The sequence below is a fragment of the Pseudomonas sp. LTJR-52 genome (genome assembly GCF_003691465.1).
Lineage (GTDB): Bacteria > Pseudomonadota > Gammaproteobacteria > Pseudomonadales > Pseudomonadaceae > Chryseomonas > Chryseomonas luteola.
Genome location: NZ_CP033105.1, coordinates 3,235,050 through 3,257,535, shown reverse-complemented (window position 1 = coordinate 3,257,535; position 22,486 = coordinate 3,235,050). Strand labels below are relative to the sequence as shown.

At 51.0% G+C, this 22,486-nt stretch carries 14 protein-coding genes, 2 tRNA genes and 3 rRNA genes; 15 read left to right on the top strand and 4 right to left on the bottom strand.

What is annotated here, in order from left to right; all coding sequences use genetic code 11:
* Nucleotides 1-6: 6 nt before the first annotated feature.
* From EAW52_RS15235 to rrf, 13 genes are all read left to right on the top strand, one after another.
* Nucleotides 7-1,422 (top strand): DegQ family serine endoprotease, encoded by a 1,416-nt coding sequence (locus EAW52_RS15235; RefSeq protein ID WP_019366536.1) that lies wholly within the window; start codon nucleotides 7-9, stop codon nucleotides 1,420-1,422.
* A 140-nt stretch (nucleotides 1,423-1,562) separates the two neighbouring features.
* Nucleotides 1,563-3,362: a translation elongation factor 4 gene (gene lepA / locus EAW52_RS15230; RefSeq protein WP_010797637.1), complete on the top strand. Its 1,800-nt coding sequence runs from the start codon at nucleotides 1,563-1,565 to the stop codon at nucleotides 3,360-3,362.
* Between the two features lie 4 nt (nucleotides 3,363-3,366).
* Entirely contained in the window at nucleotides 3,367-4,221 is an 855-nt protein-coding gene (gene lepB / locus EAW52_RS15225) for a signal peptidase I (protein WP_010797638.1), read from the top strand.
* Nucleotides 4,222-4,235: 14 nt separating this feature from the next.
* The gene (locus EAW52_RS15220; RefSeq protein ID WP_122043111.1) at nucleotides 4,236-4,613 is read left to right on the top strand and encodes a DUF4845 domain-containing protein; all 378 of its coding nucleotides are present in this window, start codon (nucleotides 4,236-4,238) and stop codon (nucleotides 4,611-4,613) included.
* Entirely contained in the window at nucleotides 4,610-5,299 is a 690-nt protein-coding gene (gene rnc, locus EAW52_RS15215; protein WP_122043110.1) for a ribonuclease III, read from the top strand. Before EAW52_RS15220 ends, rnc begins: the two co-directional genes overlap by 4 nt.
* Nucleotides 5,292-6,191 carry a GTPase Era gene (gene era / locus EAW52_RS15210; RefSeq protein ID WP_122044819.1) on the top strand — a complete coding sequence of 300 codons (900 nt, stop codon included), beginning with the start codon at nucleotides 5,292-5,294 and terminating at the stop codon, nucleotides 6,189-6,191. The genes rnc and era overlap by 8 nt, the downstream gene beginning before the upstream one ends.
* Nucleotides 6,191-6,865, top strand: a complete 675-nt coding sequence (gene recO / locus EAW52_RS15205; protein WP_122043109.1) for a DNA repair protein RecO — start codon at nucleotides 6,191-6,193, stop codon at nucleotides 6,863-6,865. Before era ends, recO begins: the two co-directional genes overlap by 1 nt.
* A 12-nt stretch (nucleotides 6,866-6,877) precedes the next feature.
* The gene (pdxJ, locus tag EAW52_RS15200) at nucleotides 6,878-7,627 is read left to right on the top strand and encodes a pyridoxine 5'-phosphate synthase (protein ID WP_122043108.1); all 750 of its coding nucleotides are present in this window, start codon (nucleotides 6,878-6,880) and stop codon (nucleotides 7,625-7,627) included.
* 470 nt (nucleotides 7,628-8,097) lie between these two features.
* Nucleotides 8,098-9,634: ribosomal RNA gene (locus tag EAW52_RS15195) — 16S ribosomal RNA — on the top strand.
* A gap of 98 nt (nucleotides 9,635-9,732) precedes the next feature.
* Nucleotides 9,733-9,809, top strand: a tRNA-Ile gene (locus tag EAW52_RS15190).
* A 6-nt stretch (nucleotides 9,810-9,815) separates the two neighbouring features.
* A tRNA-Ala gene (locus EAW52_RS15185) sits at nucleotides 9,816-9,891 on the top strand.
* Between the two features lie 250 nt (nucleotides 9,892-10,141).
* Nucleotides 10,142-13,032, top strand: a 23S ribosomal RNA gene (locus tag EAW52_RS15180).
* A gap of 118 nt (nucleotides 13,033-13,150) precedes the next feature.
* Nucleotides 13,151-13,266: ribosomal RNA gene (rrf, locus tag EAW52_RS15175) — 5S ribosomal RNA — on the top strand.
* Together the 16S, 23S and 5S rRNA genes with 2 tRNA genes alongside form the textbook arrangement of a ribosomal RNA operon.
* 152 nt (nucleotides 13,267-13,418) lie before the next feature.
* Here the strand turns inward: rrf and cmoB are convergent.
* The 4 genes from cmoB to lon all read right to left on the bottom strand — a co-directional run bounded on the left by cmoB (nucleotide 13,419) and on the right by lon (nucleotide 18,058).
* Nucleotides 13,419-14,387 (bottom strand): tRNA 5-methoxyuridine(34)/uridine 5-oxyacetic acid(34) synthase CmoB, encoded by a 969-nt coding sequence (cmoB, locus tag EAW52_RS15170; RefSeq protein ID WP_122043107.1) that lies wholly within the window; start codon nucleotides 14,385-14,387, stop codon nucleotides 13,419-13,421.
* Entirely contained in the window at nucleotides 14,384-15,124 is a 741-nt protein-coding gene (gene cmoA / locus EAW52_RS15165; RefSeq protein WP_122043106.1) for a carboxy-S-adenosyl-L-methionine synthase CmoA, read from the bottom strand. Before cmoA ends, cmoB begins: the two co-directional genes overlap by 4 nt.
* Nucleotides 15,125-15,173: 49 nt before the next feature.
* Entirely contained in the window at nucleotides 15,174-15,575 is a 402-nt protein-coding gene (locus tag EAW52_RS15160; RefSeq protein WP_122043105.1) for a protease inhibitor I42 family protein, read from the bottom strand.
* Nucleotides 15,576-15,670: 95 nt separating this feature from the next.
* Nucleotides 15,671-18,058: an endopeptidase La gene (gene lon, locus EAW52_RS15155; RefSeq protein WP_122043104.1), complete on the bottom strand. Its 2,388-nt coding sequence runs from the start codon at nucleotides 18,056-18,058 to the stop codon at nucleotides 15,671-15,673.
* Between the two features lie 894 nt (nucleotides 18,059-18,952).
* Here lon and EAW52_RS15145 point away from each other — a divergent pair.
* Both EAW52_RS15145 and EAW52_RS15140 read left to right on the top strand, forming a co-directional pair.
* Nucleotides 18,953-19,633: a methylamine utilization protein gene (locus tag EAW52_RS15145; protein ID WP_305955114.1), complete on the top strand. Its 681-nt coding sequence runs from the start codon at nucleotides 18,953-18,955 to the stop codon at nucleotides 19,631-19,633.
* On the top strand, nucleotides 19,617-21,971 hold the full coding sequence (locus EAW52_RS15140) for a bifunctional diguanylate cyclase/phosphodiesterase (protein ID WP_122043102.1): 2,355 nt from the start codon (nucleotides 19,617-19,619) through the stop codon (nucleotides 21,969-21,971). The genes EAW52_RS15145 and EAW52_RS15140 overlap by 17 nt, the downstream gene beginning before the upstream one ends.
* The last annotated feature ends 515 nt before the right edge of the window (nucleotides 21,972-22,486 follow it).

Genomic DNA, 22,486 nt, shown 5'->3' with positions numbered 1-22,486 from the left:
TATTTCATGCGAATGTTTAAACATTACCTGGCAGCCTTGATGGCAACATGGGCGCTAGGCGTATCGCTATTGGCCCATGCGGATCTTCCAGACTTTACTCCGCTGGTAGAGTCGGCAAGCCCTGCCGTTGTTAATATCAGTACTCGCCAAAACCTGCCGGCTAGCCGTGGCGGTGCCATGTCCATGCCTGATCTCGAAGGGCTGCCGCCAGGTATTCGTGAATTCTTCGAGCGAAGCATTCCTCAAATGCCGCAAGGGCCGGACAGTCGTCGGCGAGAAGCCCAGTCGTTGGGGTCCGGTTTTATTATCTCGGCTGATGGTTATGTCCTGACCAACAACCATGTGGTAGCCGATGCGGACGAAATCATCGTGCGCCTTTCTGACCGAAGCGATCATACTGCCAAACTAATTGGTGCTGATCCGCGTACAGATGTGGCGCTCCTCAAGATTGACGCCAAGAATCTTCCGACCGTTAAGTTAGGTAATTCTGACAAGCTCAAGGTCGGTGAGTGGGTGCTGGCTATTGGTTCACCCTTCGGGTTCGACCACTCCGTGACAGCCGGTATCGTAAGCGCCAAGGGGCGTAGCTTGCCAAACGAGAACTATGTTCCATTCATCCAGACGGATGTTGCGATCAATCCTGGCAATTCTGGTGGCCCGCTGTTCAATCTGAGTGGGGAAGTGGTAGGTATCAACTCTCAGATATTTACGCGTTCGGGCGGCTTTATGGGGCTTTCCTTTGCTATCCCAATCGATGTCGCTATGAATGTGGCCAATCAGTTGCGTACCGAGGGTAAGGTGACACGCGGTTGGTTGGGAGTTGTCATTCAAGAAGTAGACAAAGACCTGGCAGAGTCCTTTGGCTTAGAGAAGCCAGCCGGCGCTTTGATCGCACAGGTTTTGGAAAACGGACCTGCAGCCAAGAGTGGCTTGAAAGTGGGAGATGTCATCCTGTCGGTTAATGGGCAACAGATTGTTGAGTCAGCAGATCTGCCTCATCTGATCGGTAACCTGAAGCCTGATGCCACCGCGGAAATGAATATTGTGCGTGAAGGCGCACGCAAGACCGTATCCGTTAAGGTCGGTGATATGCCCGATGATGATTCCATTGCAGCCTCAGGTCAGCCCGGCGCTGAGCGTAGCAGTAATCGAATGGGGATTGCTGTTGCGGATCTGACTGATGAGCAGAAGAAAAGCCTTCAGTTGCAAAGTGGCGTGGTAATCAAGCAGGTAACGGACGGACCGGCTGCCATGATTGGCTTGCGTCCGGGCGATGTGATTACTCATTTGAATAATCAGCCGGTTTCCTCGGCGCGCCAATTCCAGGACACAATGAAGAAGCTTCCTGCCGACAAGTCCATTTCCATGCGCGTCATGCGTGATGGCCGAGCCAGCTTTATTACCTTCAGGCTGCCCAAGTAAGGCCTATGAGGCGAGGTGGAAACACCTCGCCTTTTTACCTTATGTAAGTCCGTGCGTGACGGGTTTCCATAGTATCGGGTAAACTCCCAGGCTATTTTTTCCAGCGGGCATTCCGCTGCTGGCCTTTCGAGTGTTGATCCGTGAGTGACCTAAGTCATATCCGTAACTTTTCCATCATTGCCCACATTGACCATGGCAAGTCGACGCTAGCCGACCGCTTTATTCAAATGTGTGGCGGCCTGTCCGACCGCGAAATGGAAGCCCAGGTGCTGGACTCCATGGACCTCGAGCGCGAGCGCGGAATTACCATTAAAGCTCACAGCGTGACGCTGCACTACAAGGCGCAGGATGGTAAAACATACCAGCTCAACTTTATCGATACCCCTGGGCATGTCGACTTCACCTATGAAGTAAGCCGCTCTCTGGCTGCCTGTGAGGGCGCTTTGCTCGTTGTTGATGCTGCTCAGGGCGTTGAGGCTCAGTCCGTAGCCAACTGCTATACAGCGATTGAGCAAGGTCTTGAAGTCATGCCTGTGCTCAACAAGATGGACCTGCCCCAGTCCGAGCCAGAACGCGTTAAGGCAGAGATCGAGCACATCATTGGTATCGATGCCACTGACGCGGTTCCCTGCTCAGCCAAGAGTGGCATGGGTGTTGTCGATGTCCTGGAGCGACTGGTCAAGGTAATCCCTGCTCCTGAAGGCAATATCGAGGCGCCTCTACAAGCATTGATCATTGATTCCTGGTTCGACAATTATCTAGGTGTTGTGTCCTTGGTACGCGTCAAGCATGGACGTGTGAAAAAAGGCGACAAGATTCTGGTGAAGTCCACCGGCAAAGTACATCAGGTGGATAGTGTTGGCGTCTTTACGCCTAAGCATACCGAAATGCAGGATCTCAAGGCCGGTGAGGTAGGTTTCATTATCGCTGGTATCAAGGAGATCCTGGGGGCGCCAGTAGGTGATACGCTGACGCTTTCCAGCACGCCAGACGTAGCCATGCTGCCGGGCTTCCAAAAGGTCAAGCCTCAGGTCTATGCAGGCCTCTTTCCGGTCAGCTCGGATGATTTTGAAGACTTCCGCGAAGCGCTGCAGAAGCTGACCTTGAACGATGCGTCTTTGCAGTACGAGCCTGAAAGCTCAGAGGCACTGGGCTTTGGCTTTCGCTGCGGTTTCCTCGGTATGCTCCATATGGAGATTATCCAGGAGCGTTTGGAGCGCGAATACGATCTGGATCTGATCACGACTGCACCGACTGTAGTGTTTGAAGTCGTGCATAAGAATGGCGAAATCGTATACGTAGACAACCCCTCAAAGCTGCCTGATCTTGCGTCGATTGCGGAAATGCGCGAACCGATCGTGCGGGCCAATATTCTTGTGCCTCAAGAGCACTTGGGCAACGTCATAACCCTGTGTATTGAGAAGCGTGGTGTGCAGCGGGACATGCAGTTCCTTAGCAGCCAGGTTCAGGTTAGTTATGATCTGCCTATGAATGAAGTTGTTCTGGACTTTTTCGATCGACTCAAGTCCGTTAGTCGTGGGTATGCTTCGCTGGATTACAGTTTTGATCGCTTCGAGGCTTCTAATCTGGTCAAGCTTGATGTCCTTATTAATGGTGAGAAAGTCGATGCGCTGGCATTGATCGTTCACCGAGACAAGGCTCACCACAAAGGTCGCGCTCTGACAGAGAAAATGAAGGAGCTGATTCCACGTCAGATGTTTGATGTGGCGATCCAGGCAGCTATTGGTGGGCAGATCGTAGCGCGGACAACCGTAAAGGCATTACGTAAGAACGTATTGGCCAAGTGTTACGGTGGAGACGTATCCCGTAAGCGTAAGCTGCTAGAGAAGCAGAAAGCGGGTAAGAAGCGGATGAAGCAGGTTGGTAGTGTGGAAATTCCACAAGAAGCCTTCCTGGCTGTACTCAAAGTGGATAGCTGAGAATATGTCATTCAATTTTCCTTTGCTTTTGGTTATCGCTGTCGCAGTGTGTGGCGGTTTGGCACTGTTTGATTTGGTCTTTCTGGCGCCACGCCGGCGTACAAGAATTGCGACATACGAAGGGCAGGTTACCGAGCCCGATCCAGTTGCTTTGGATAATTTGAGGAAGGAGCCACTCTTGGTTGAGTATGGGAAGTCATTCTTTCCTGTGCTCGCCATCGTTTTGGTTCTGCGGTCGTTTCTGGTGGAGCCTTTCCAGATTCCTTCGGGCTCAATGAAGCCCACATTGGAAGTAGGCGATTTCATCTTGGTAAACAAGTTCGCCTATGGAATCCGTTTGCCGGTTATCGATACTAAGATCATCCCGGTTGGAGACCCGCAGCGTGGTGATGTCATGGTATTTCGCTACCCCAGCGACCCCTCCGTTAATTACATCAAGCGTGTTGTAGGCTTGCCTGGCGACACCATTCGCTATACTCCAGAGAAGCAGCTTTTTGTGAACGGTCAATTGGTCTCAAAGCAACTGATCGGAGAGGAGCCTGGCTCTTTGGGTAGTGCAAAGCTATACAAAGAGAAATTAGGCGAAGTAGAGCATGTCATTCGTGAGGAGATGACTCGTTATAACCTGCCGGCGGATAGTCAGTGGGTTATACCGGCTGGTCATTATTTCATGATGGGGGACAACCGGGATAACTCCAATGACAGTCGTTACTGGAGCGACCCTGGTATTCCACACGAATTGCTTGGCATGGTTCCCGATAAAAATATTGTTGGCAAAGCCTTCGCTGTCTGGATGAGCTGGCCTGACCCAAAGGTCAAAAATTTACCTAACTTTTCCCGTGTAGGGATCATTCATTAAATAGGAAATGCGTCATGTCTATGTCGCACAGGCAAAAGGGACTTTCCTTCATAGGCTGGCTGCTAATGCTGTGCATTATTGCTTTCTTGGCAAGCACAGCCTTTAAGCTTATTCCTCATTATCTGGATTATCAGGCGATGACCAAAGTCATCACCTCTATAGAAAGTGAGAAAGCGATAAATATTCATAGCGTGCCCGATGTGTATTCGTATGTAAGCAAGGGCATGCAGGTTAATAGCATTAATGATATTGACCTTGATAAAGCCATGCAGGTGAAGACTGAGGACAATAGATTCCTTATCCATCTGAATTATGAAAAGCGTGAACCTCTAATCCGTAATATTGATTTAGTGGTTCATTTTGAACGCGACTTCCGTATAAGTATCCCGTGAACCCACCCTTAGATCGTCTCGAGCGCCGGCTCGGTTACACCTTCAAAGACCAGGGCCAAATGGTCCTGGCTCTCACTCATCGCAGTTTTGCCAGTAAGAATAATGAGCGTCTTGAGTTTCTAGGAGACGCTATTCTTAACTTTGTGATTGGCGAAGCGCTCTATCAACATTTCCCTCAGGCCCGTGAAGGCCAGCTTTCTCGCCTGCGCGCAAGATTGGTAAAAGGAGAGACCTTGGCTGTCCTGGCCCGTAGTTTTGAGATTGGAGACTATCTCCGGCTAGGCTCGGGCGAGTTGAAAAGTGGCGGCTTTCGCCGCGAGTCTATTCTGGCAGATGCGATGGAGGCTCTGATTGGCGCTATCTATCTGGATGCTGGGATGGAAGCCGCCAAAGATCGGATCATGGCTTGGCTAGGGCCGCAACTTCGTGAGCTTACGCCAGTCGATACGAACAAGGATCCCAAAACACGCCTTCAGGAGCATCTGCAGGCGCGGGGCTGTGAGTTGCCAAAGTATGAAGTGGTCGCGATCGAAGGCGAGCCACATTGTCGCGTCTTTTTCGTCGAGTGCGACATATCGATGCTAAGCGAAAAAACCAGTGGCCAAGGGCCCAGTCGCCGCATCGCAGAACAAATAGCTGCAACAGCCGCGTTGATTGCTTTAGGAGTAGAGAATGGCCATGACTGACCCGGTATCCCGTTGTGGATACGTAGCTATCGTTGGGCGTCCTAACGTGGGCAAATCTACTCTGCTGAATCATATCTTAGGGCAGAAGCTTGCTATCACCTCTCGAAAGCCCCAAACGACACGTCATACGTTGTTGGGTATTAAGACAGAAGGGGATGTTCAGGCTGTTTATGTCGATACGCCTGGTATCCACAAAGAGAATCAAAAAGCTCTCAATCGCTATATGAATAAGACCGCATCCGCAGCCCTCAAAGATGTAGATGTAGTTATCTTTGTGGTGGATCGCATGCGCTGGACTGAAGAGGATGCGTTCGCTCTAGAACGAGTCCGCCATGTCAAATGTCCGGTGATTGTGGCGGTTAACAAAACGGACCGCATGGAAGATAAAGCAGAGCTTCTACCTCAGTTGAAGTGGCTATCCGAGCAGTTGCCTGAAGCAGAGGTTATCCCTATCTCTGCGCAAAATGGTGTGAATCTGGATTCCCTCGAGAAGCTTGTAGCGGATCGGCTGCCTGAAGGGGACCACTTCTTTCCTGAGGATCAGCTTACTGATCGTAGTAGCCGTTTTCTGGCTGCAGAGCTCGTACGTGAAAAAATTATGCGTCAGCTGGGTGCTGAACTTCCCTATCAGGTCACGGTTGAAATTGAGGAGTTCAAACAGCAAGGGAATGTGTTGCACATCCATGCGCTGATTCTGGTAGAGCGTGATGGACAGAAAAAGATACTCATCGGAAATGCAGGTGAGCGAATCAAGCGGATTGGTCAGGATGCTCGGAAAGATATGGAGACCCTCTTCGATTCGAAGGTCATGTTGAACCTTTGGGTGAAGGTAAAAAGCGGCTGGTCAGACGATGAGCGCGCACTCCGCTCTTTGGGATACGCAGATCTTTGATGCAGGAACCTGAGAAAGTCTTCGTTCTTCATGCGCGGCCCTTTAGGGAAAGTAGCACGCTCGTAGACTTTTTTTCACTGCGTGGGAGGTTTCGAGCAGTCTATCGAGGCGCTCGTGGAAAGTCTGGCAGTGTTGTTCGGCTGTTTCAGCTATTTGAAGGGCAGTTCCGGGGACGTACTGAATTAAAAACAGTTCACCGCATGGAGCCTTTGGCTCCTCCCTTTCTTCTGAGCGGAGATGCTCTGTTTAGTGGCCTTTATCTCAATGAGCTCATCGTACGTCTTCTTTTGCCAGAAGAGCCGCACCCGGCGATCTTCCATCAGTATGCAAATACTTTACGTGCATTAAGTAATCATGCAGACGTGGAACCTCCGCTAAGGAACTTCGAGTGGACGTTTCTCGATGAGCTGGGTTATGGCTTTTCATTAGAAGTAGATAGTCGCGGCAACGCTATAGATCCCAAAAATATCTATCGTTTTGTTCCAGATGAAGGCCTTGAATGTATACCTGTGTATCAGCCTGGTGCATTCCAAGGAAGTGAGCTGCTGGCTTTGTCTGGTGCTGACTGGAATGACGCGGGTGTCCTTAAATCAGCTAAACGACTCATGCGCCAGGCTTATGCTCCGCTGCTTAATGGCAAGCCACTTATTAGCCGTGAATTGTTTCTTAAGTGAGAGTTGAATGCGATGTTTGCTAGCCGACTTTTATTAGGCGTCAACATTGATCATGTGGCAACTTTGCGCCAGGCGCGCGGTACACGTTATCCCGATCCTCTTAAGGCAGCGCTTGATGCAGAGGAGGCCGGTGCAGATGGAATTACACTGCATTTACGTGAAGACCGTAGGCATATTCAGGAGCGAGACGTTCGCCTCTTCAAGGCAGCCCTTCAGACGCGCATGAATCTTGAGATTGCAATAACTCCGGCGATGCTGGATTTGGCCTGCGATGTCAGGCCGGAGCATGTCTGTCTTGTACCTGAAAAAAGGGAAGAATTGACAACGGAGGGTGGCTTGGATGTTCTAGGACAAGAACATAGGATAAGGGAAGCTATTGCTAGGCTTGCGTCGGCAGGTTGTCAGGTATCACTTTTTATCGATCCCGATCAGCAGCAAATAGAGGCCGCCGCGAGAGCTGGCGCTCCTGCCGTTGAACTTCATACAGGAAAGTATGCGGATGCAGCGAGCGAAAAAATTCAAACCCTTGAACTTGAGCGTATTAAAGACGGTGTTGAGGCGGGTTTATCTAACGGGTTAATAGTGAATGCAGGTCATGGCCTTCATTACCATAATGTAGAGCCAATAGCGTCAATCCCAGGTATTAATGAGTTGAATATAGGTCACGCCATTGTGGCCCATGCTGTATTCGTTGGCTTTAAGCAAGCAGTAATAGAAATGAAAGCGTTAATGTATTCGGCTTGGCTCAAAAATAAAGCTTGACCTGTGAGCGGAGGGGCCTATAATGCGCCCCACTTCCGCTGCAACGGAACAGTAAAAGCCTTGTAGATCAATGGCTTAGCTGTTTAGTCAAGGTCAGGCCTCCGGTCTGGCAGAAGTGGAAAGAGGGAAGCGGTAGTTGACAAGCCCCTGGGCTTGTGTAGAATACGCCTCCCGCTGCCAGAACAGGTTTTCTGATCCGGCAGGTCCGGCAAGCGGTTCGGCTGGTTAGACCGGTTGAACAAAAAGCTTGACAGGACAAGAGGTTAGCGTAGAATGCGCGCCTCGGTTGAGACAAGGTCTTAACCAACCGCTCTTTAACAAGTTGAATCAAGCAATTCGTGTGGGTGCTTGTGCTGTAAGACTGATGGATCGACAAGATTATCAGCAAGACAAGTAACACTCGTGAATTCGAGAGTTTATTTGCGATTGCTGAGCCAAGTTTAGGGTTTTCTCAAAACCCGGATATGTTTGAACTGAAGAGTTTGATCATGGCTCAGATTGAACGCTGGCGGCAGGCCTAACACATGCAAGTCGAGCGGATGAGGAGAGCTTGCTCTCTGATTCAGCGGCGGACGGGTGAGTAATGCCTAGGAATCTGCCTGGTAGTGGGGGACAACGTTTCGAAAGGAACGCTAATACCGCATACGTCCTACGGGAGAAAGTGGGGGATCTTCGGACCTCACGCTATCAGATGAGCCTAGGTCGGATTAGCTAGTTGGTGGGGTAACGGCTCACCAAGGCGACGATCCGTAACTGGTCTGAGAGGATGATCAGTCACACTGGAACTGAGACACGGTCCAGACTCCTACGGGAGGCAGCAGTGGGGAATATTGGACAATGGGCGAAAGCCTGATCCAGCCATGCCGCGTGTGTGAAGAAGGCCCTCGGGTCGTAAAGCACTTTAAGCTGGGAGGAAGGGTTGTAACCTAATACGTTGCAGCTTTGACGTTACCAGCAGAATAAGCACCGGCTAACTCTGTGCCAGCAGCCGCGGTAATACAGAGGGTGCAAGCGTTAATCGGAATTACTGGGCGTAAAGCGCGCGTAGGTGGCTTGGTAAGTTGAATGTGAAATCCCCGGGCTCAACCTGGGAACTGCATCCAAAACTGCCTGGCTAGAGTACGGTAGAGGGTGGTGGAATTTCCTGTGTAGCGGTGAAATGCGTAGATATAGGAAGGAACACCAGTGGCGAAGGCGACCACCTGGACTGATACTGACACTGAGGTGCGAAAGCGTGGGGAGCAAACAGGATTAGATACCCTGGTAGTCCACGCCGTAAACGATGTCAACTAGCCGTTGGGGTCCTTGAGACTTTAGTGGCGCAGCTAACGCAATAAGTTGACCGCCTGGGGAGTACGGCCGCAAGGTTAAAACTCAAATGAATTGACGGGGGCCCGCACAAGCGGTGGAGCATGTGGTTTAATTCGAAGCAACGCGAAGAACCTTACCAGGCCTTGACATGCAGAGAACTTTCCAGAGATGGATTGGTGCCTTCGGGAACTCTGACACAGGTGCTGCATGGCTGTCGTCAGCTCGTGTCGTGAGATGTTGGGTTAAGTCCCGTAACGAGCGCAACCCTTGTCCTTAGTTACCAGCACATCATGGTGGGCACTCTAAGGAGACTGCCGGTGACAAACCGGAGGAAGGTGGGGATGACGTCAAGTCATCATGGCCCTTACGGCCTGGGCTACACACGTGCTACAATGGTCGGTACAAAGGGTTGCCAAACCGCGAGGTGGAGCTAATCCCATAAAACCGATCGTAGTCCGGATCGCAGTCTGCAACTCGACTGCGTGAAGTCGGAATCGCTAGTAATCGTGAATCAGAACGTCACGGTGAATACGTTCCCGGGCCTTGTACACACCGCCCGTCACACCATGGGAGTGGGTTGCACCAGAAGTAGCTAGTCTAACCTTCGGGAGGACGGTTACCACGGTGTGATTCATGACTGGGGTGAAGTCGTAACAAGGTAGCCGTAGGGGAACCTGCGGCTGGATCACCTCCTTAATCGATAGATCCCAGCTTTGGCATAAGCTCCCACACGAATTGCTTGATTCACTGAAATAAAGACGCGAGATGAGTCAAGACTCAAGCGTTAGACGATTGGGTCTGTAGCTCAGTTGGTTAGAGCGCACCCCTGATAAGGGTGAGGTCGGCAGTTCGAATCTGCCCAGACCCACCAATCGATGGGGCCATAGCTCAGCTGGGAGAGCGCCTGCTTTGCACGCAGGAGGTCAGGAGTTCGATCCTCCTTGGCTCCACCATCTAACACCGCGTTAAAGCTCAGAACTGAGTGCTTACCCCCCCCCCCCTAAGGGTTGGGTCGGAGCATTGACTTCTGAACTTTGTTTTCAGACTGTTCTTTAAAAATTTGGGTATGTGATAGAAGTACGAACACATAGGCTGTTTCACTGCAGACTATGTGGTCAAGGTAAATTTGCGAGTTCAAGCGCAAGTTTTCGGCGAATGTCGTGTTCCAAACCAAACATAACTTCAGATTCTTTGGGGTTATATGGTCAAGTGAATAAGCGCATACGGTGGATGCCTTGGCAGTCAGAGGCGATGAAAGACGTGATAGCCTGCGATAAGCTTCGGGGAGTCGGCAAATAGACTGTGATCCGGAGATCTCTGAATGGGGGAACCCACCTGACATAAGTCAGGTATCTCACACTGAATCCATAGGTGTGAGAGGCGAACCAGGGGAACTGAAACATCTAAGTACCCTGAGGAAAAGAAATCAACCGAGATTCCCTAAGTAGTGGCGAGCGAACGGGGACTAGCCCTTAAGCTCAATTGATTTTAACCGAACGCTCTGGAAAGTGCGGCCATAGTGGGTGATAGCCCCGTAGGTGAAAGGATCTTTTGAGTGAAATCGAGTAGGACGGCGCACGTGAAACGTTGTCTGAATATGGGGGGACCATCCTCCAAGGCTAAATACTACTGACTGACCGATAGTGAACCAGTACCGTGAGGGAAAGGCGAAAAGAACCCCGGAGAGGGGAGTGAAATAGAACCTGAAACCGTATGCGTACAAGCAGTGGGAGCCCACTTTGTTGGGTGACTGCGTACCTTTTGTATAATGGGTCAGCGACTTATATTCAGTGGCAAGCTTAACCGTATAGGGAAGGCGTAGCGAAAGCGAGTCTTAATAGGGCGTTTTAGTCGCTGGGTATAGACCCGAAACCGGGCGATCTATCCATGAGCAGGTTGAAGGTTAGGTAACACTGACTGGAGGACCGAACCCACTTCCGTTGAAAAGGCAGGGGATGACTTGTGGATCGGAGTGAAAGGCTAATCAAGCTCGGAGATAGCTGGTTCTCCTCGAAAGCTATTTAGGTAGCGCCTCATGTATCACTCTGGGGGGTAGAGCACTGTTTCGGCTAGGGGGTCATCCCGACTTACCAAACCGATGCAAACTCCGAATACCCAGAAGTGCAAGCATGGGAGACACACGGCGGGTGCTAACGTCCGTCGTGAAAAGGGAAACAACCCAGACCGTCAGCTAAGGTCCCAAAGTTGTAGTTAAGTGGTAAACGATGTGGGAAGGCTTAGACAGCTAGGAGGTTGGCTTAGAAGCAGCCACCCTTTAAAGAAAGCGTAATAGCTCACTAGTCGAGTCGGCCTGCGCGGAAGATGTAACGGGGCTCAAACTACACACCGAAGCTACGGGTTCATCGCAAGATGAGCGGTAGAGGAGCGTTCTGTAAGCCTGTGAAGGTGAGTTGAGAAGCTTGCTGGAGGTATCAGAAGTGCGAATGCTGACATGAGTAACGACAATGCGAGTGAAAAACTCGCACGCCGAAAGACCAAGGGTTCCTGCGCAACGTTAATCGACGCAGGGTGAGTCGACCCCTAAGGCGAGGCTGAAAGGCGTAGTCGATGGGAAACAGGTTAATATTCCTGTACTTCTAATTACTGCGATGGGGGGACGGAGAAGGCTAGGCCAGCTTGGCGTTGGTTGTCCAAGTTTAAGGCGGTAGGCTGACTGTTTAGGTAAATCCGGACAGTTAAGGCCGAGAGCTGATGACGACTCTTCTTATGAAGAGGAAGTGGTTGATGCCATGCTTCCAGGAAAAGCCTCTAAGCTTCAGGTAATTAGAAATCGTACCCCAAACCGACACAGGTGGTCGGGTAGAGAATACCAAGGCGCTTGAGAGAACTCGGGTGAAGGAACTAGGCAAAATGGCACCGTAACTTCGGGAGAAGGTGCGCCGGTGAGGGTGAAGGACTTGCTCCGTAAGCCCATGCCGGTCGAAGATACCAGGCCGCTGCGACTGTTTATTAAAAACACAGCACTCTGCAAACACGAAAGTGGACGTATAGGGTGTGACGCCTGCCCGGTGCCGGAAGGTTAATTGATGGGGTTAGCGCAAGCGAAGCTCTTGATCGAAGCCCCGGTAAACGGCGGCCGTAACTATAACGGTCCTAAGGTAGCGAAATTCCTTGTCGGGTAAGTTCCGACCTGCACGAATGGCGTAACGATGGCGGCGCTGTCTCCACCCGAGACTCAGTGAAATTGAAATCGCTGTGAAGATGCAGTGTATCCGCGGCTAGACGGAAAGACCCCGTGAACCTTTACTGTAGCTTTGCACTGGACTTTGAGCCTGCTTGTGTAGGATAGGTGGGAGGCTTTGAAGCGAGGACGCCAGTTCTCGTGGAGCCATCCTTGAAATACCACCCTGGCATGCTTGAGGTTCTAACTCTGGTCCGTTATCCGGATCGAGGACAGTGTATGGTGGGCAGTTTGACTGGGGCGGTCTCCTCCTAAAGAGTAACGGAGGAGTACGAAGGTGCGCTCAGACCGGTCGGAAATCGGTCGCAGAGTATAAAGGCAAAAGCGCGCTTGACTGCGAGACAGACACGTCGAGCAGGTACGAAAGTAGGTCTTAGTGATCCGGTGGTTCTGTATGGAAGGGCCATCGCTCAACGGATAAAAGGTACTCCGGGGATAACAGGCTGATACCGCCCAAGAGTTCATATCGACGGCGGTGTTTGGCACCTCGATGTCGGCTCATCACATCCTGGGGCTGAAGCCGGTCCCAAGGGTATGGCTGTTCGCCATTTAAAGTGGTACGCGAGCTGGGTTTAGAACGTCGTGAGACAGTTCGGTCCCTATCTGCCGTGGACGTTTGAGATTTGAGAGGGGCTGCTCCTAGTACGAGAGGACCGGAGTGGACGAACCTCTGGTGTTCCGGTTGTCACGCCAGTGGCATTGCCGGGTAGCTATGTTCGGAAAAGATAACCGCTGAAAGCATCTAAGCGGGAAACTTGCCTCAAGATGAGATCTCACTGGAGCCTTGAGCTTCCTAAAGGGCCGTTGAAGACTACAACGTTGATAGGTCGGGTGTGTAAGCGCTGTGAGGCGTTGAGCTAACCGATACTAATTGCCCGTGAGGCTTGACCATATAACACCCAAACAATCTGTTGTTTGGTAAAGACCAGCCGAAAGCTTGGTTGAACCGCAAATACCGATCACATACCCATTCGGGGAAACGACTAGACACCGGTTCCCCACCCGAATTGCTTGACGACCATAGAGCGTTGGAACCACCTGATCCCTTTCCGAACTCAGAAGTGAAACGATGCATCGCCGATGGTAGTGTGGGGTTTCCCCATGTGAGAGTAGGTCATCGTCAAGCACCTATACCCAAAACCCCCAGGCCTAACCGCCCGGGGGTTTTGCTTTTGTGGCAGAAATAAAAGAGATAGGCTGCTCTTTCCTGCGTGGCCTGCTGGCTAATCTTGTAAGGCGATATAGCAGCCGTATAGACAGCTGCTATGCAAAGGCTTTCTATGGCTTTTCGGCTATGAATGTGGCACGCAGTGGGGCCGGAAGACCTTCTATAGTGCGGCTCATATCAGTAGTGTCAAGAAAGTCAGGCAAAGATTGAAATTTCATCCATTCAGTAGAGCGCTGCTCCTGAATAGAGGTTCTGCTGATATCCGCCAGTCTTATATTTTTGAATCCCGCCCGACGCAGCCATAGTTCTAATGCTGCAGGCGAGGGCAGAAACCAGACATTCCTCATTTGAGCATAACGATCTTCTGGTACCAGTACAGTCTGCTCGTTTCCTTCTACAACTAATGTCTCGAGTACTAATTCACCTGATGAGCGCAGACATTCTTTAAGTGCTAGAAGATGATCAATGGGCGAGCGTCTATGGTAAAGCACGCCCATCGAGAAGACGGTATCGAACCCGTTGAGAGAGGGGGGAAGCTCTTCAAGCGTTAGAGGAAGACTCCAAACTGGAATATCGGGCAAATACTTTTTCATGGCCATAAACTGACATAAAAAGAGCCAGTTAGGATCAATCCCGATTACTGTATGAGCGCCGGCACCTACCATGCGCCATGCGTAATAGCCGTTCCCGCAACCTACATCCAAGACAACCTTATTGTTCAGATCCAAGTGTTTGGACACGCGCTCCCATTTCCAGTCGGAACGCCATTCTGTGTCGATGTGAATACCGAAGATATCGAAAGGGCCTTTGCGCCAGGGTGATAATTGAAGTAGCGCGTTTTTTAAGGTTTGTTGAGCCTCAACGTCTAAAGGCTTTTCTAGACAAAACCTATCCTTTAAAACAATCGAATCGGGCTTTAAGTCAGGTAGGGTCTTGAGAGCTGTTTGCCATCTCGCAAGGTCGCCATGACCTTTTTCAAGCTTTGCTGCAATCGCAGGTGGCAGACTGGCTAACCACTTTTCTAAGGGGCCTTCACCCAAGCGATTGGCAAGGCCTTCAATATTTAGTGTGTTGATCATGGAAGAGCTACAAACGAAGCGAAGTTGAAGCATTGAAACCAAGGTATAACTGAACTAAAGCCAGCCTCTTTCAAGCGCGCACGATGTACTTCAATGGAGTCAATCATCATGACATTCTCCAAAGCGCTACGCTTTTGAGCGATTTCCATCTCGCTGTAGCCGTTAGCTCGCTTGAATGCGATGTGAAGGTCGTTAAGCAGTACTTGCTCTTCTCGAGATTCAAATCTGATCTTTTCCGATAGAAGCAAAGCGCCCTTTGGGTGAAGGGTACTGTGAATTTTACGCAACAGGCCTAGGCGTTTTTCAGGAGCGATAAACTGCAAAGTGAAATTCAAAGCCACCACTGATGCAGGCTGAAAATCCAGCGAAAGGATATCCGTTTCAACAATATCAATAGGTAGCAGTTGCTCATACATTGAGCTTTGCGCAGACATGTATTCACGGCAACGCTCAATCATGGCCGCTGAATTATCAACCGCAACAACCTTTGTTGATTCACTCTGAACGTGCCGTCTCAGCGACTGGGACACCGCGCCTAGAGAGCAGCCTAGATCATAGAGAATCGTGTTAGGCTGAGCGAATTGTGCAGCAATAACGCCTATATTTTCGACGATAGTGGGATAGCCTGGTACTGAACGCTTGATCATGTCGGGGAAGACCCGAACGACATCTTCGTTAAACGCGAAGTCGGCAACAGTAGCCTGTGGCTTGGCAAATAAACGGTCCTGCTCACTCATTAAGAGGTACCACTAGAAAATGTAAATGGTGTAGCTGAGCGGTGAGTAGCTATTTTACTTCGATACGACAAGTAAAGGCCTTTTCGGGAGTGCTATCTGCGTCCCAGGGCTGCTGATATTGCAGCTTAAGCTCAGTCGCTCCTGATTGAATCGCTTGGAAGCGCCAGGAAGATATTCCTGCCGAGCCTATTCCATCTTCGCTCTCGTCAGAGGATGAAAATACCTCAGGCCCTAGGCTTTTCAGCACGGAAGGAATCGTGTTTTCGAGCTTCCATCTATAGCCTGTTGTAGGGGCACTGGGAAGTGAGAGGTGTAGCTCTTGACCTTGTGTTAGTAAAAGAGGTTTACAGCGCGTGCGCTCGTTGATTGCGACGGTATGCTCGGGGCTGCTTGCACAGCCGGTCATTAGCAGCGTTGTCAATAAAGCGCAAAGCGTAGCTGATTTTAACATTCGTATCTCCAACCAAACTCTTCAACCGGCTGCAAGGATAACGAAGTTAAGATAGGCAAGGGCAAGCTCGTACACAAACTGCCCTTGCTAATGGATTAAAAAAGGATTTTGGCTACATCTGCAAAACGCTTTGCAAAGTGGACAGTCAGCTCCTCCTTCAAGTACTCAGGAAGCTCTTCGAAGTCTCCTTTGTTAGCGTCTGGCAAAATAAGCTCAAATATTTTCTGCCGACGTGCTGCGATAACTTTTTCCCTGACGCCACCAATGGGCAAAACCTGGCCGGTTAAAGTCAGCTCGCCTGTCATGGCTACATTTTTCTTGGGTGCCTGATTTCGTGCCAAAGATAACAAGGCGCTGGCCATGGTAATACCGGCACTTGGTCCGTCTTTAGGAGTAGCACCTTCTGGAACATGCAGGTGTACAAAGGCTTGGTCGAAGAACGTAGGATCTCCCTTGAACTCCTTCAGGTGGGAGGTAACGTAGCTGTACGCAATTTCAGCAGACTCTTTCATGACCTCGCCCAATTGACCGGTCAGTTTGAATCCACGGTTTAAGGTATGAATGCGCGTAGCTTCTACAGGTAAGGTAGCGCCTCCCATGCTGGTCCAGGCCAAGCCGGTGATAATGCCTACGCCGTTTAGAACCTGTTCCTTACGGAAAACAGGCTTCCCTAGATAACTTTCGATGTCACTCGCACCTACCTTGATCCGGAGCTCAGGTTCTTCAATGAGCCTTAGAACAGCCTTACGTACCAGCTTACCCAACTGTTTTTCAAGTTGGCGTACGCCAGCCTCTCGAGCATAGCCTTCAACGATACTTTTCAACGCGCTGTCGCTGATGGTCAGGCGCTCTTTAGACACACCGGCTTTTTCCAATTGCTTAGGCCACAAGTGGCGTTTAGCAATCGCTTGCTTTTCTTCCGAGATATAACCTGAGAGGCGAATGACTTCCATACGGTCCAGAAGAGGCCCAGGAATGGAGTCCATGGTGTTTGCGGTGCATACGAACAATACATTAGATAGGTCTAGTCGCAGATCCAGATAGTGATCCAGGAAATCTACATTCTGTTCAGGGTCCAGCGTTTCCAGCAAGGCAGACGCAGGGTCACCTTGATAGCTGGCTCCCATCTTGTCTATTTCATCCAGCATAATGACTGGGTTCATTACTTTCACATCACGTAAAGCTTGAACAAGCTTGCCCGGCATGGCTCCGATATAGGTACGACGATGCCCCTTGATCTCTGCTTCGTCTCGCATACCGCCTACGCTGAAGCGATAGAAGGGGCGGCCCAGTGATTCGGCAATCGATTTGCCGATACTGGTTTTACCTACGCCTGGAGGGCCTACCAAAAGTACGATGGAGCCAGATACTTCCCCTTTGAACGCGCCAACAGCCAGAAACTCAAGAATGCGGCTTTTGATGTCATCAAGGCCGGCGTGGTGACGGTCCAATACCTTACGCGCACGTTTTAGATCAAGGTTGTCCTTGCCCTGTATACCCCAGGGTAAATCGGTGGCCCAATCCAGATAGTTACGTGTGACACCATATTCAGGCGAGCCGGTTTCAAGGATAGATAGCTTATTAAGTTCGTCGTCGATGCGTTTACGTACCGGTTCCGGCAGGACTTTGCCTTCCAGGCGCTGCCTGAAGCTTTCGAGGTCGCTGCTGCGGTCATCTTTCGTTATACCCAGCTCCTGCTGAATCAGTTTGAGCTGTTCTCGAAGGAAGAACTCTCGTTGCCGCTCATTGATTTTTCGGTTGACCTCAGCAGACAGTTCTTTCTGCAAGCGTCCGACCTCAACCTCTTTACGCAGCAATGGCAAAACCTTTTCCATGCGCTTAAGGATCGGGACGGTATCCAAAACCTGCTGCAATTCTTGACCAGGTGCGGTTGTCAGGGCGGCAGCGAAATCTGTTAAAGGCGAGGGGTCGTTGGGGCTGAAGCGGTTGAGATAGTTCTTCAGCTCTTCGCTGTAGAGTGGATTGAGTGGAAGTAGCTCCTTGATGGCATTAATCAATGCCATGCCATATGCCTTGACCTCATCGCTTGGGTCAGTCGGGGTCTTGGCATGCTCGACTTCAACAAGATAAGGATGCTTGCGTCTCAGCCAGCCGCTGATCCTGACGCGGGAAAGACCCTGCGCTACAAATTGCAGCTTGCCGTTTTCCCGACTGGCATGATGGATACGAACCAGTGTGCCGTGCTCTGGCAGGTTATCAGGGTCGAAGCTGTTTCCATCCTCGGGAGGATTGTCCATATAGAACAATGCCAGACAGTGATGATCGGTTTTGGCCACCAGCTCCAACGTTTCGGCCCAAGGCTCTTCATTCACAATAACAGGCAATACCTGCGCTGGGAAAAAAGGCCGGTTATGGATGGGGATGATGTAAAGCTTGTCGGGAAGATTTTGTCCAGGCAGTGCAAGGCCGGTCTTTGAACCGTCGCCACTGATGATTTCGGGAGTATGTTCCTGATCGCTCATTGACTTACCTTAGAATGACTATTTGCGACCAACATGGGGAGGGCTTTGAAGCTTTTCAATGTGGTCGATGGCTGCTCTAGGCTTGACCGCAGATAAATAGGCAAGTGCGCTTCATTTGAGTAAGTGCACATAAACAAACTGGCTCCGTCCTATGTTGTTTGCTTGGCTATTATCCCTGGAAGGGCGAGGTAGAGAGCGTGCCGCCTGCAAGCCTGCACTGCTCTTGGCGAACGTGTTTATGCTTTTACAAGGTTAGGCGATAACCAGACGTTGATTGTCTATCTTGATGAAGATGACATGACGGAAAACGTTTCTAATGTCATGGAAAGGTTGCGTGTTTTAGCGCGTTATCCTGCGCCGGACCCAGTTTTCAACACATGTTGTATTACGCCTGTGAAGAACTGTTCTCGTTACGGCAATGACCAGCCTCTGTCCAAAGCTCTGTTGACGGGCCTGCTTCAGGCGCTTTATGCCCTTTAGATCGATAAGTGATCATTTCCATTAGCCGGGGCGTTGGATTTTGAGGCGATTGAGTACTATGTCAGTGCTCACCTTGATCGCCGAATCACGGTGGCGGAATTAACTTGGCAAGTCCCGCCAAGCCCTAGTTATTTCCATATCCAGTTTAGGACGTTACAGGCATGACGCCGCATTGATAGCTGTTGAAGGCTCGCCTGGGTTAGACGCTCCATCTGCTGCGCGAGACGGAGATACCCTTTAGGCGAGTAGCGGCCAGATGCGGCGTTTTCTGCCAGAATACGTAAGGCTATTGGGCTTCGCCTTGGCTAGAGAGCGCTAGATTCCTTTACAAACATCATAGCGCCTCAACTATCCCGACACTGTGCCGATAAGGACGAGTAGGTAATTGCCAAGCCGTGTTCGAAGGATAACCTCATGTCTTCATCTATGATGCGTATAGCGCGGTGGCTAACCGGTGGGCTTATGGCACTCTCTGTTCCGGTATGGGCCACTCAAGTGCATATCGCAGTTATCGATGGACAGGATAATCCGTTAGCGGATGCGGTTGTTGCGTTAAGCGGAGGCACTAATCTTGCTGTGCTCCAGCCTGCGGTCATGGATCAACGGGAACGTCGTTATGTGCCGCATGTACTGGCGGCTCATACCGGAACGCAGGTCAGTTTCCCTAATAGTGATAATGTTCGTCATCAGGTGTATTCCTTTTCACCTGCCAAGCGATTCGACTTGCCTCTTTATCACGGCATTCCAGCTGATCCAGTAACATTCGACAGACCAGGCGTTGTCGTATTGGACTGCAATATTCATGATTGGATGGTGGGTTATATCGTTATTACCGATGACCCATGGTTTGCTGTCAGTAACGAAAAAGGTGAAATAACGTTCGATTTGCCACCCGGCAAATACGATGTCTCTTTATGGCACCCCTTTGCAAAGGCCAGACAGCTGACTCATGGAGGGGATCTGATTGTATCGGCCACTGCGGTGGGCACAACTCGATACGCTATTGAGATAACGCCTGGTAATGGACCCTCAGAGCCGGCGCCGAGTGCGTTGGAGCAAGCCTTTCGGAGCGCTGCCGATGACGCTGCGAAATAGCTTTCAGGCGCGCATCGCTAGCGCCATGTTCATCCTGGCGTTGCTAACCATCGGAACGGTTTATTTTGCCGTAAAGGCTGCTACCCAATCATCTGTACGGGCTGAGTCGCTTTCACAGCTCAATACCGGCGCTCGGGTATTCGAGCGTCTTGTGGAGATGCGCGGACGGCAACTGCATGACACGGTACAGGTTTTGACATCCGATTTTGCTTTCAAAGGAGCTGTCGCTTCTGGAGATGGGCTAACGATAACTTCAGCGCTAGCTAATTATGGCGCTCGGATCAAGGCGGATGAGGTGTTGCTGCTTGACCTAACGGGAAGGGTAATCAGTAGTACCGTTTCGCTCTATACAGTTGGGTCGATATTTCACGAGGGCAACAAGGTCCAGGTAGACGGTGCAACTGATCAAACGATGCGTATCGTTTCCCTGCAACGTGTTCCGCATCTGATGGTCGAGGCTCCTGTACTTGCCCCTCTACCGGTTGCGCGCGTAGTAATGGGCTTTGCCATGGATCAGAGCCTGGCGAGCGAATTGCGCTCGCTAAGCGGCCTGGATGTGTCTTTTATTGCGCAAGAGGGGGGCGTTCCAGGTGAGCCGATCAGTACCCTTTCGGATCAAGCCGCTGACGAGCTGCTAAGCCATCCGGCCAATGAAATCAGGCTAGGCAAACCGTTGCCGCTCAGATTGGATGGTCGTAACTATCTGACGGAGCGGCTGACGTTAACTGATGCCGATACCTTCAAGGTATCCGCTTTTCTGCATCGTCCGCTTGACGAAGCCATGAAAGCGTTTTCTCCTCTCATGCATCAGTTGTTCTGGATAGCCGTACTGACGCTTGTCCTGGCGCTGGGTCTGGCTTTACTTATTGCAAGAGGGGTTGCTGAGCCTGTTCGACGATTGGCGGCTGCTACCCAGCGGATCGGTAACGGCGATTACACCACGCCAATTGCCCTGGCGCGAAGTGATGAGTTTGGCCGGTTAGCCAGCACACTTGACACCATGCGGATCGGAATCGCCGAACGAGAGCGGCAATTGAGCCATAACGCACTTCATGATGCGCTTACAGGGCTTCCCAATCGGGCGTTGGCCATGGAGCGACTGTCTCACGCCATTGCGGGGGAACAGTCTGTTGCGGTCATGTATCTGGGGCTTGAGCGTTTTCGAGAGGTCAATCAGAGCAGTGGCACTGCAGGTGGAGATGTGGTTCTGCAAACCATTGCAGATCGACTTAAACGTCGTGTAGGAAATGGAGATTGTGTTTCTCGTCTGGTTGGCGACGAGTTCCTGCTGCTGCTCAATCCAGGTACGCCTGATACTGCTCTGGCAGCCGCTGAAGAAATTCAGCAGGCAATTGCTTTGCCTATTGCTGTAGGGCTGAACGAATTCAAGATGAGCTGCCGCGTGGGGGTGGCTTGCTACCCTCAGGATGGTCATGAGGCCCATGAGTTGCTCCTGCGGGCCAGTATTGCAATGCGGGACGCAGGCAGTCAGGCCGGGCGTCTGCAGCTTTACGAGAATGGTCGGGACGACGCTTATTACCGTCAGATCAGTCTTATCAGAGATCTTCAGCATGCAGGCTCAAGGGGTGAGCTGCTCTTGCATTATCAGCCCAAGCTGAGTCTGAATGGACGGGGGCCTTTCATGGCTGAGGCGCTTCTACGTTGGCAGCATACTCAGTTCGGTATGGTATCGCCGGGGGAATTTATCCCGTTGGCTGAGCGTACCGGCAGCATCACCCTATTGACGATTTGGGTAGTCGAGGAAGTGTTTCGGCAGTTGGAAGAGTGGAACGAGCAAAGCCTGACTGCGCGAGTGTCTCTTAATATATCCGCTGCCGACTTGGTTGATGGCGATCTCCCCAATCGTTTGGAGCGACTACTTAAAGGTTCGACTGTACGAGCAGACCAGCTTGTTCTGGAGGTAACGGAAAGTGCCATCATGCAGGATCCTGAGCGAGCAGTAAGCATTCTGCAACGTCTCCGGGATCAGGGTATCAGTCTGTCCGTAGATGACTATGGTACCGGCTATGCTTCATTGGCTCATTTGAAACGCCTGCCGGTAAGCGAGTTGAAGATCGATCAGTCGTTTATTCGCGACCTGAGTGATAACAGCGAAGACGCTGTGATTGTTCGCTCCACTATCGACATGGGACATAACCTTGATATGAAGGTTGTTGCCGAAGGTGTGGAATATGCTCAGGCGCTGGAGTTGTTGACGCTATGGGGCTGCGACATGGTGCAGGGTTACCTGATCAGTCGTCCGCTGCCGGCGCAGGCGTTTAAGCATTGGATGAGTGACCGCGGTGTTCAGACACCTGTTGAGGCGCTAGCACTGTGACGCGCTCATGGATCGCCGCGGTCGCGATACTTCTTGTCATGAGCTTCCGACCCGCTTGGGCGGATGATGGGCGTCTGCTGGCCACCTTGTTCCGACGCAAAACAGATTGTTTGCGCGTCTTGCGCCTATACGCAAAGACATTATTCATCAATGATAAGCGTGTGAGGCGCAACCAATCGGTTGCACCTGTCTCTTTCGTCGCTCAATCAATCCTGCTGACATAGAAGGTTAAGACCTTGTTTCAGGAAGCGTTTTTGATTGTCAGTGGCTATCCCAACTTGTTTGCCAATTCCGTAGAATGTTCATCCGGCTACGGTTGCACTTCGTCTGATGACGCTTTTGTCGTCTGGTAGCCCAAGGTAATACCTAATTTGATCCAAACACGCCAGGAAACTGGTAGTTCCAGAAGACAGAATGGAACTCTGTCTGGTGCATACCTGATGGGTTGCCCAACGGTGACGGCACGTGCGTCGCCCTCTGCCAACGTGGGAGCGATGAGTAATTGATCCCACAAC

Bases quoted from the DNA above. Each gene is read 5' to 3' on its own strand.
- EAW52_RS15235 (WP_019366536.1), top strand. From the start codon at position 7: ATGCGAATGTTTAAACATTACCTGGCAGCCTTGATGGCAACATGGGCG.
- lepB (WP_010797638.1), top strand. From the start codon at position 3,367: ATGTCATTCAATTTTCCTTTGCTTTTGGTTATCGCTGTCGCAGTGTGT.
- EAW52_RS15220 (WP_122043111.1), top strand. From the start codon at position 4,236: ATGTCTATGTCGCACAGGCAAAAGGGACTTTCCTTCATAGGCTGGCTG.
- era (WP_122044819.1), top strand. From the start codon at position 5,292: ATGACTGACCCGGTATCCCGTTGTGGATACGTAGCTATCGTTGGGCGT.
- recO (WP_122043109.1), top strand. From the start codon at position 6,191: ATGCAGGAACCTGAGAAAGTCTTCGTTCTTCATGCGCGGCCCTTTAGG.
- pdxJ (WP_122043108.1), top strand. From the start codon at position 6,878: ATGTTTGCTAGCCGACTTTTATTAGGCGTCAACATTGATCATGTGGCA.
- cmoB (WP_122043107.1), bottom strand. From the start codon at position 14,387: ATGATCAACACACTAAATATTGAAGGCCTTGCCAATCGCTTGGGTGAA.
- cmoA (WP_122043106.1), bottom strand. From the start codon at position 15,124: ATGAGTGAGCAGGACCGTTTATTTGCCAAGCCACAGGCTACTGTTGCC.
- EAW52_RS15160 (WP_122043105.1), bottom strand. From the start codon at position 15,575: ATGTTAAAATCAGCTACGCTTTGCGCTTTATTGACAACGCTGCTAATG.
- lon (WP_122043104.1), bottom strand. From the start codon at position 18,058: ATGAGCGATCAGGAACATACTCCCGAAATCATCAGTGGCGACGGTTCA.
- EAW52_RS15145 (WP_305955114.1), top strand. From the start codon at position 18,953: ATGTCTTCATCTATGATGCGTATAGCGCGGTGGCTAACCGGTGGGCTT.
- EAW52_RS15140 (WP_122043102.1), top strand. From the start codon at position 19,617: ATGACGCTGCGAAATAGCTTTCAGGCGCGCATCGCTAGCGCCATGTTC.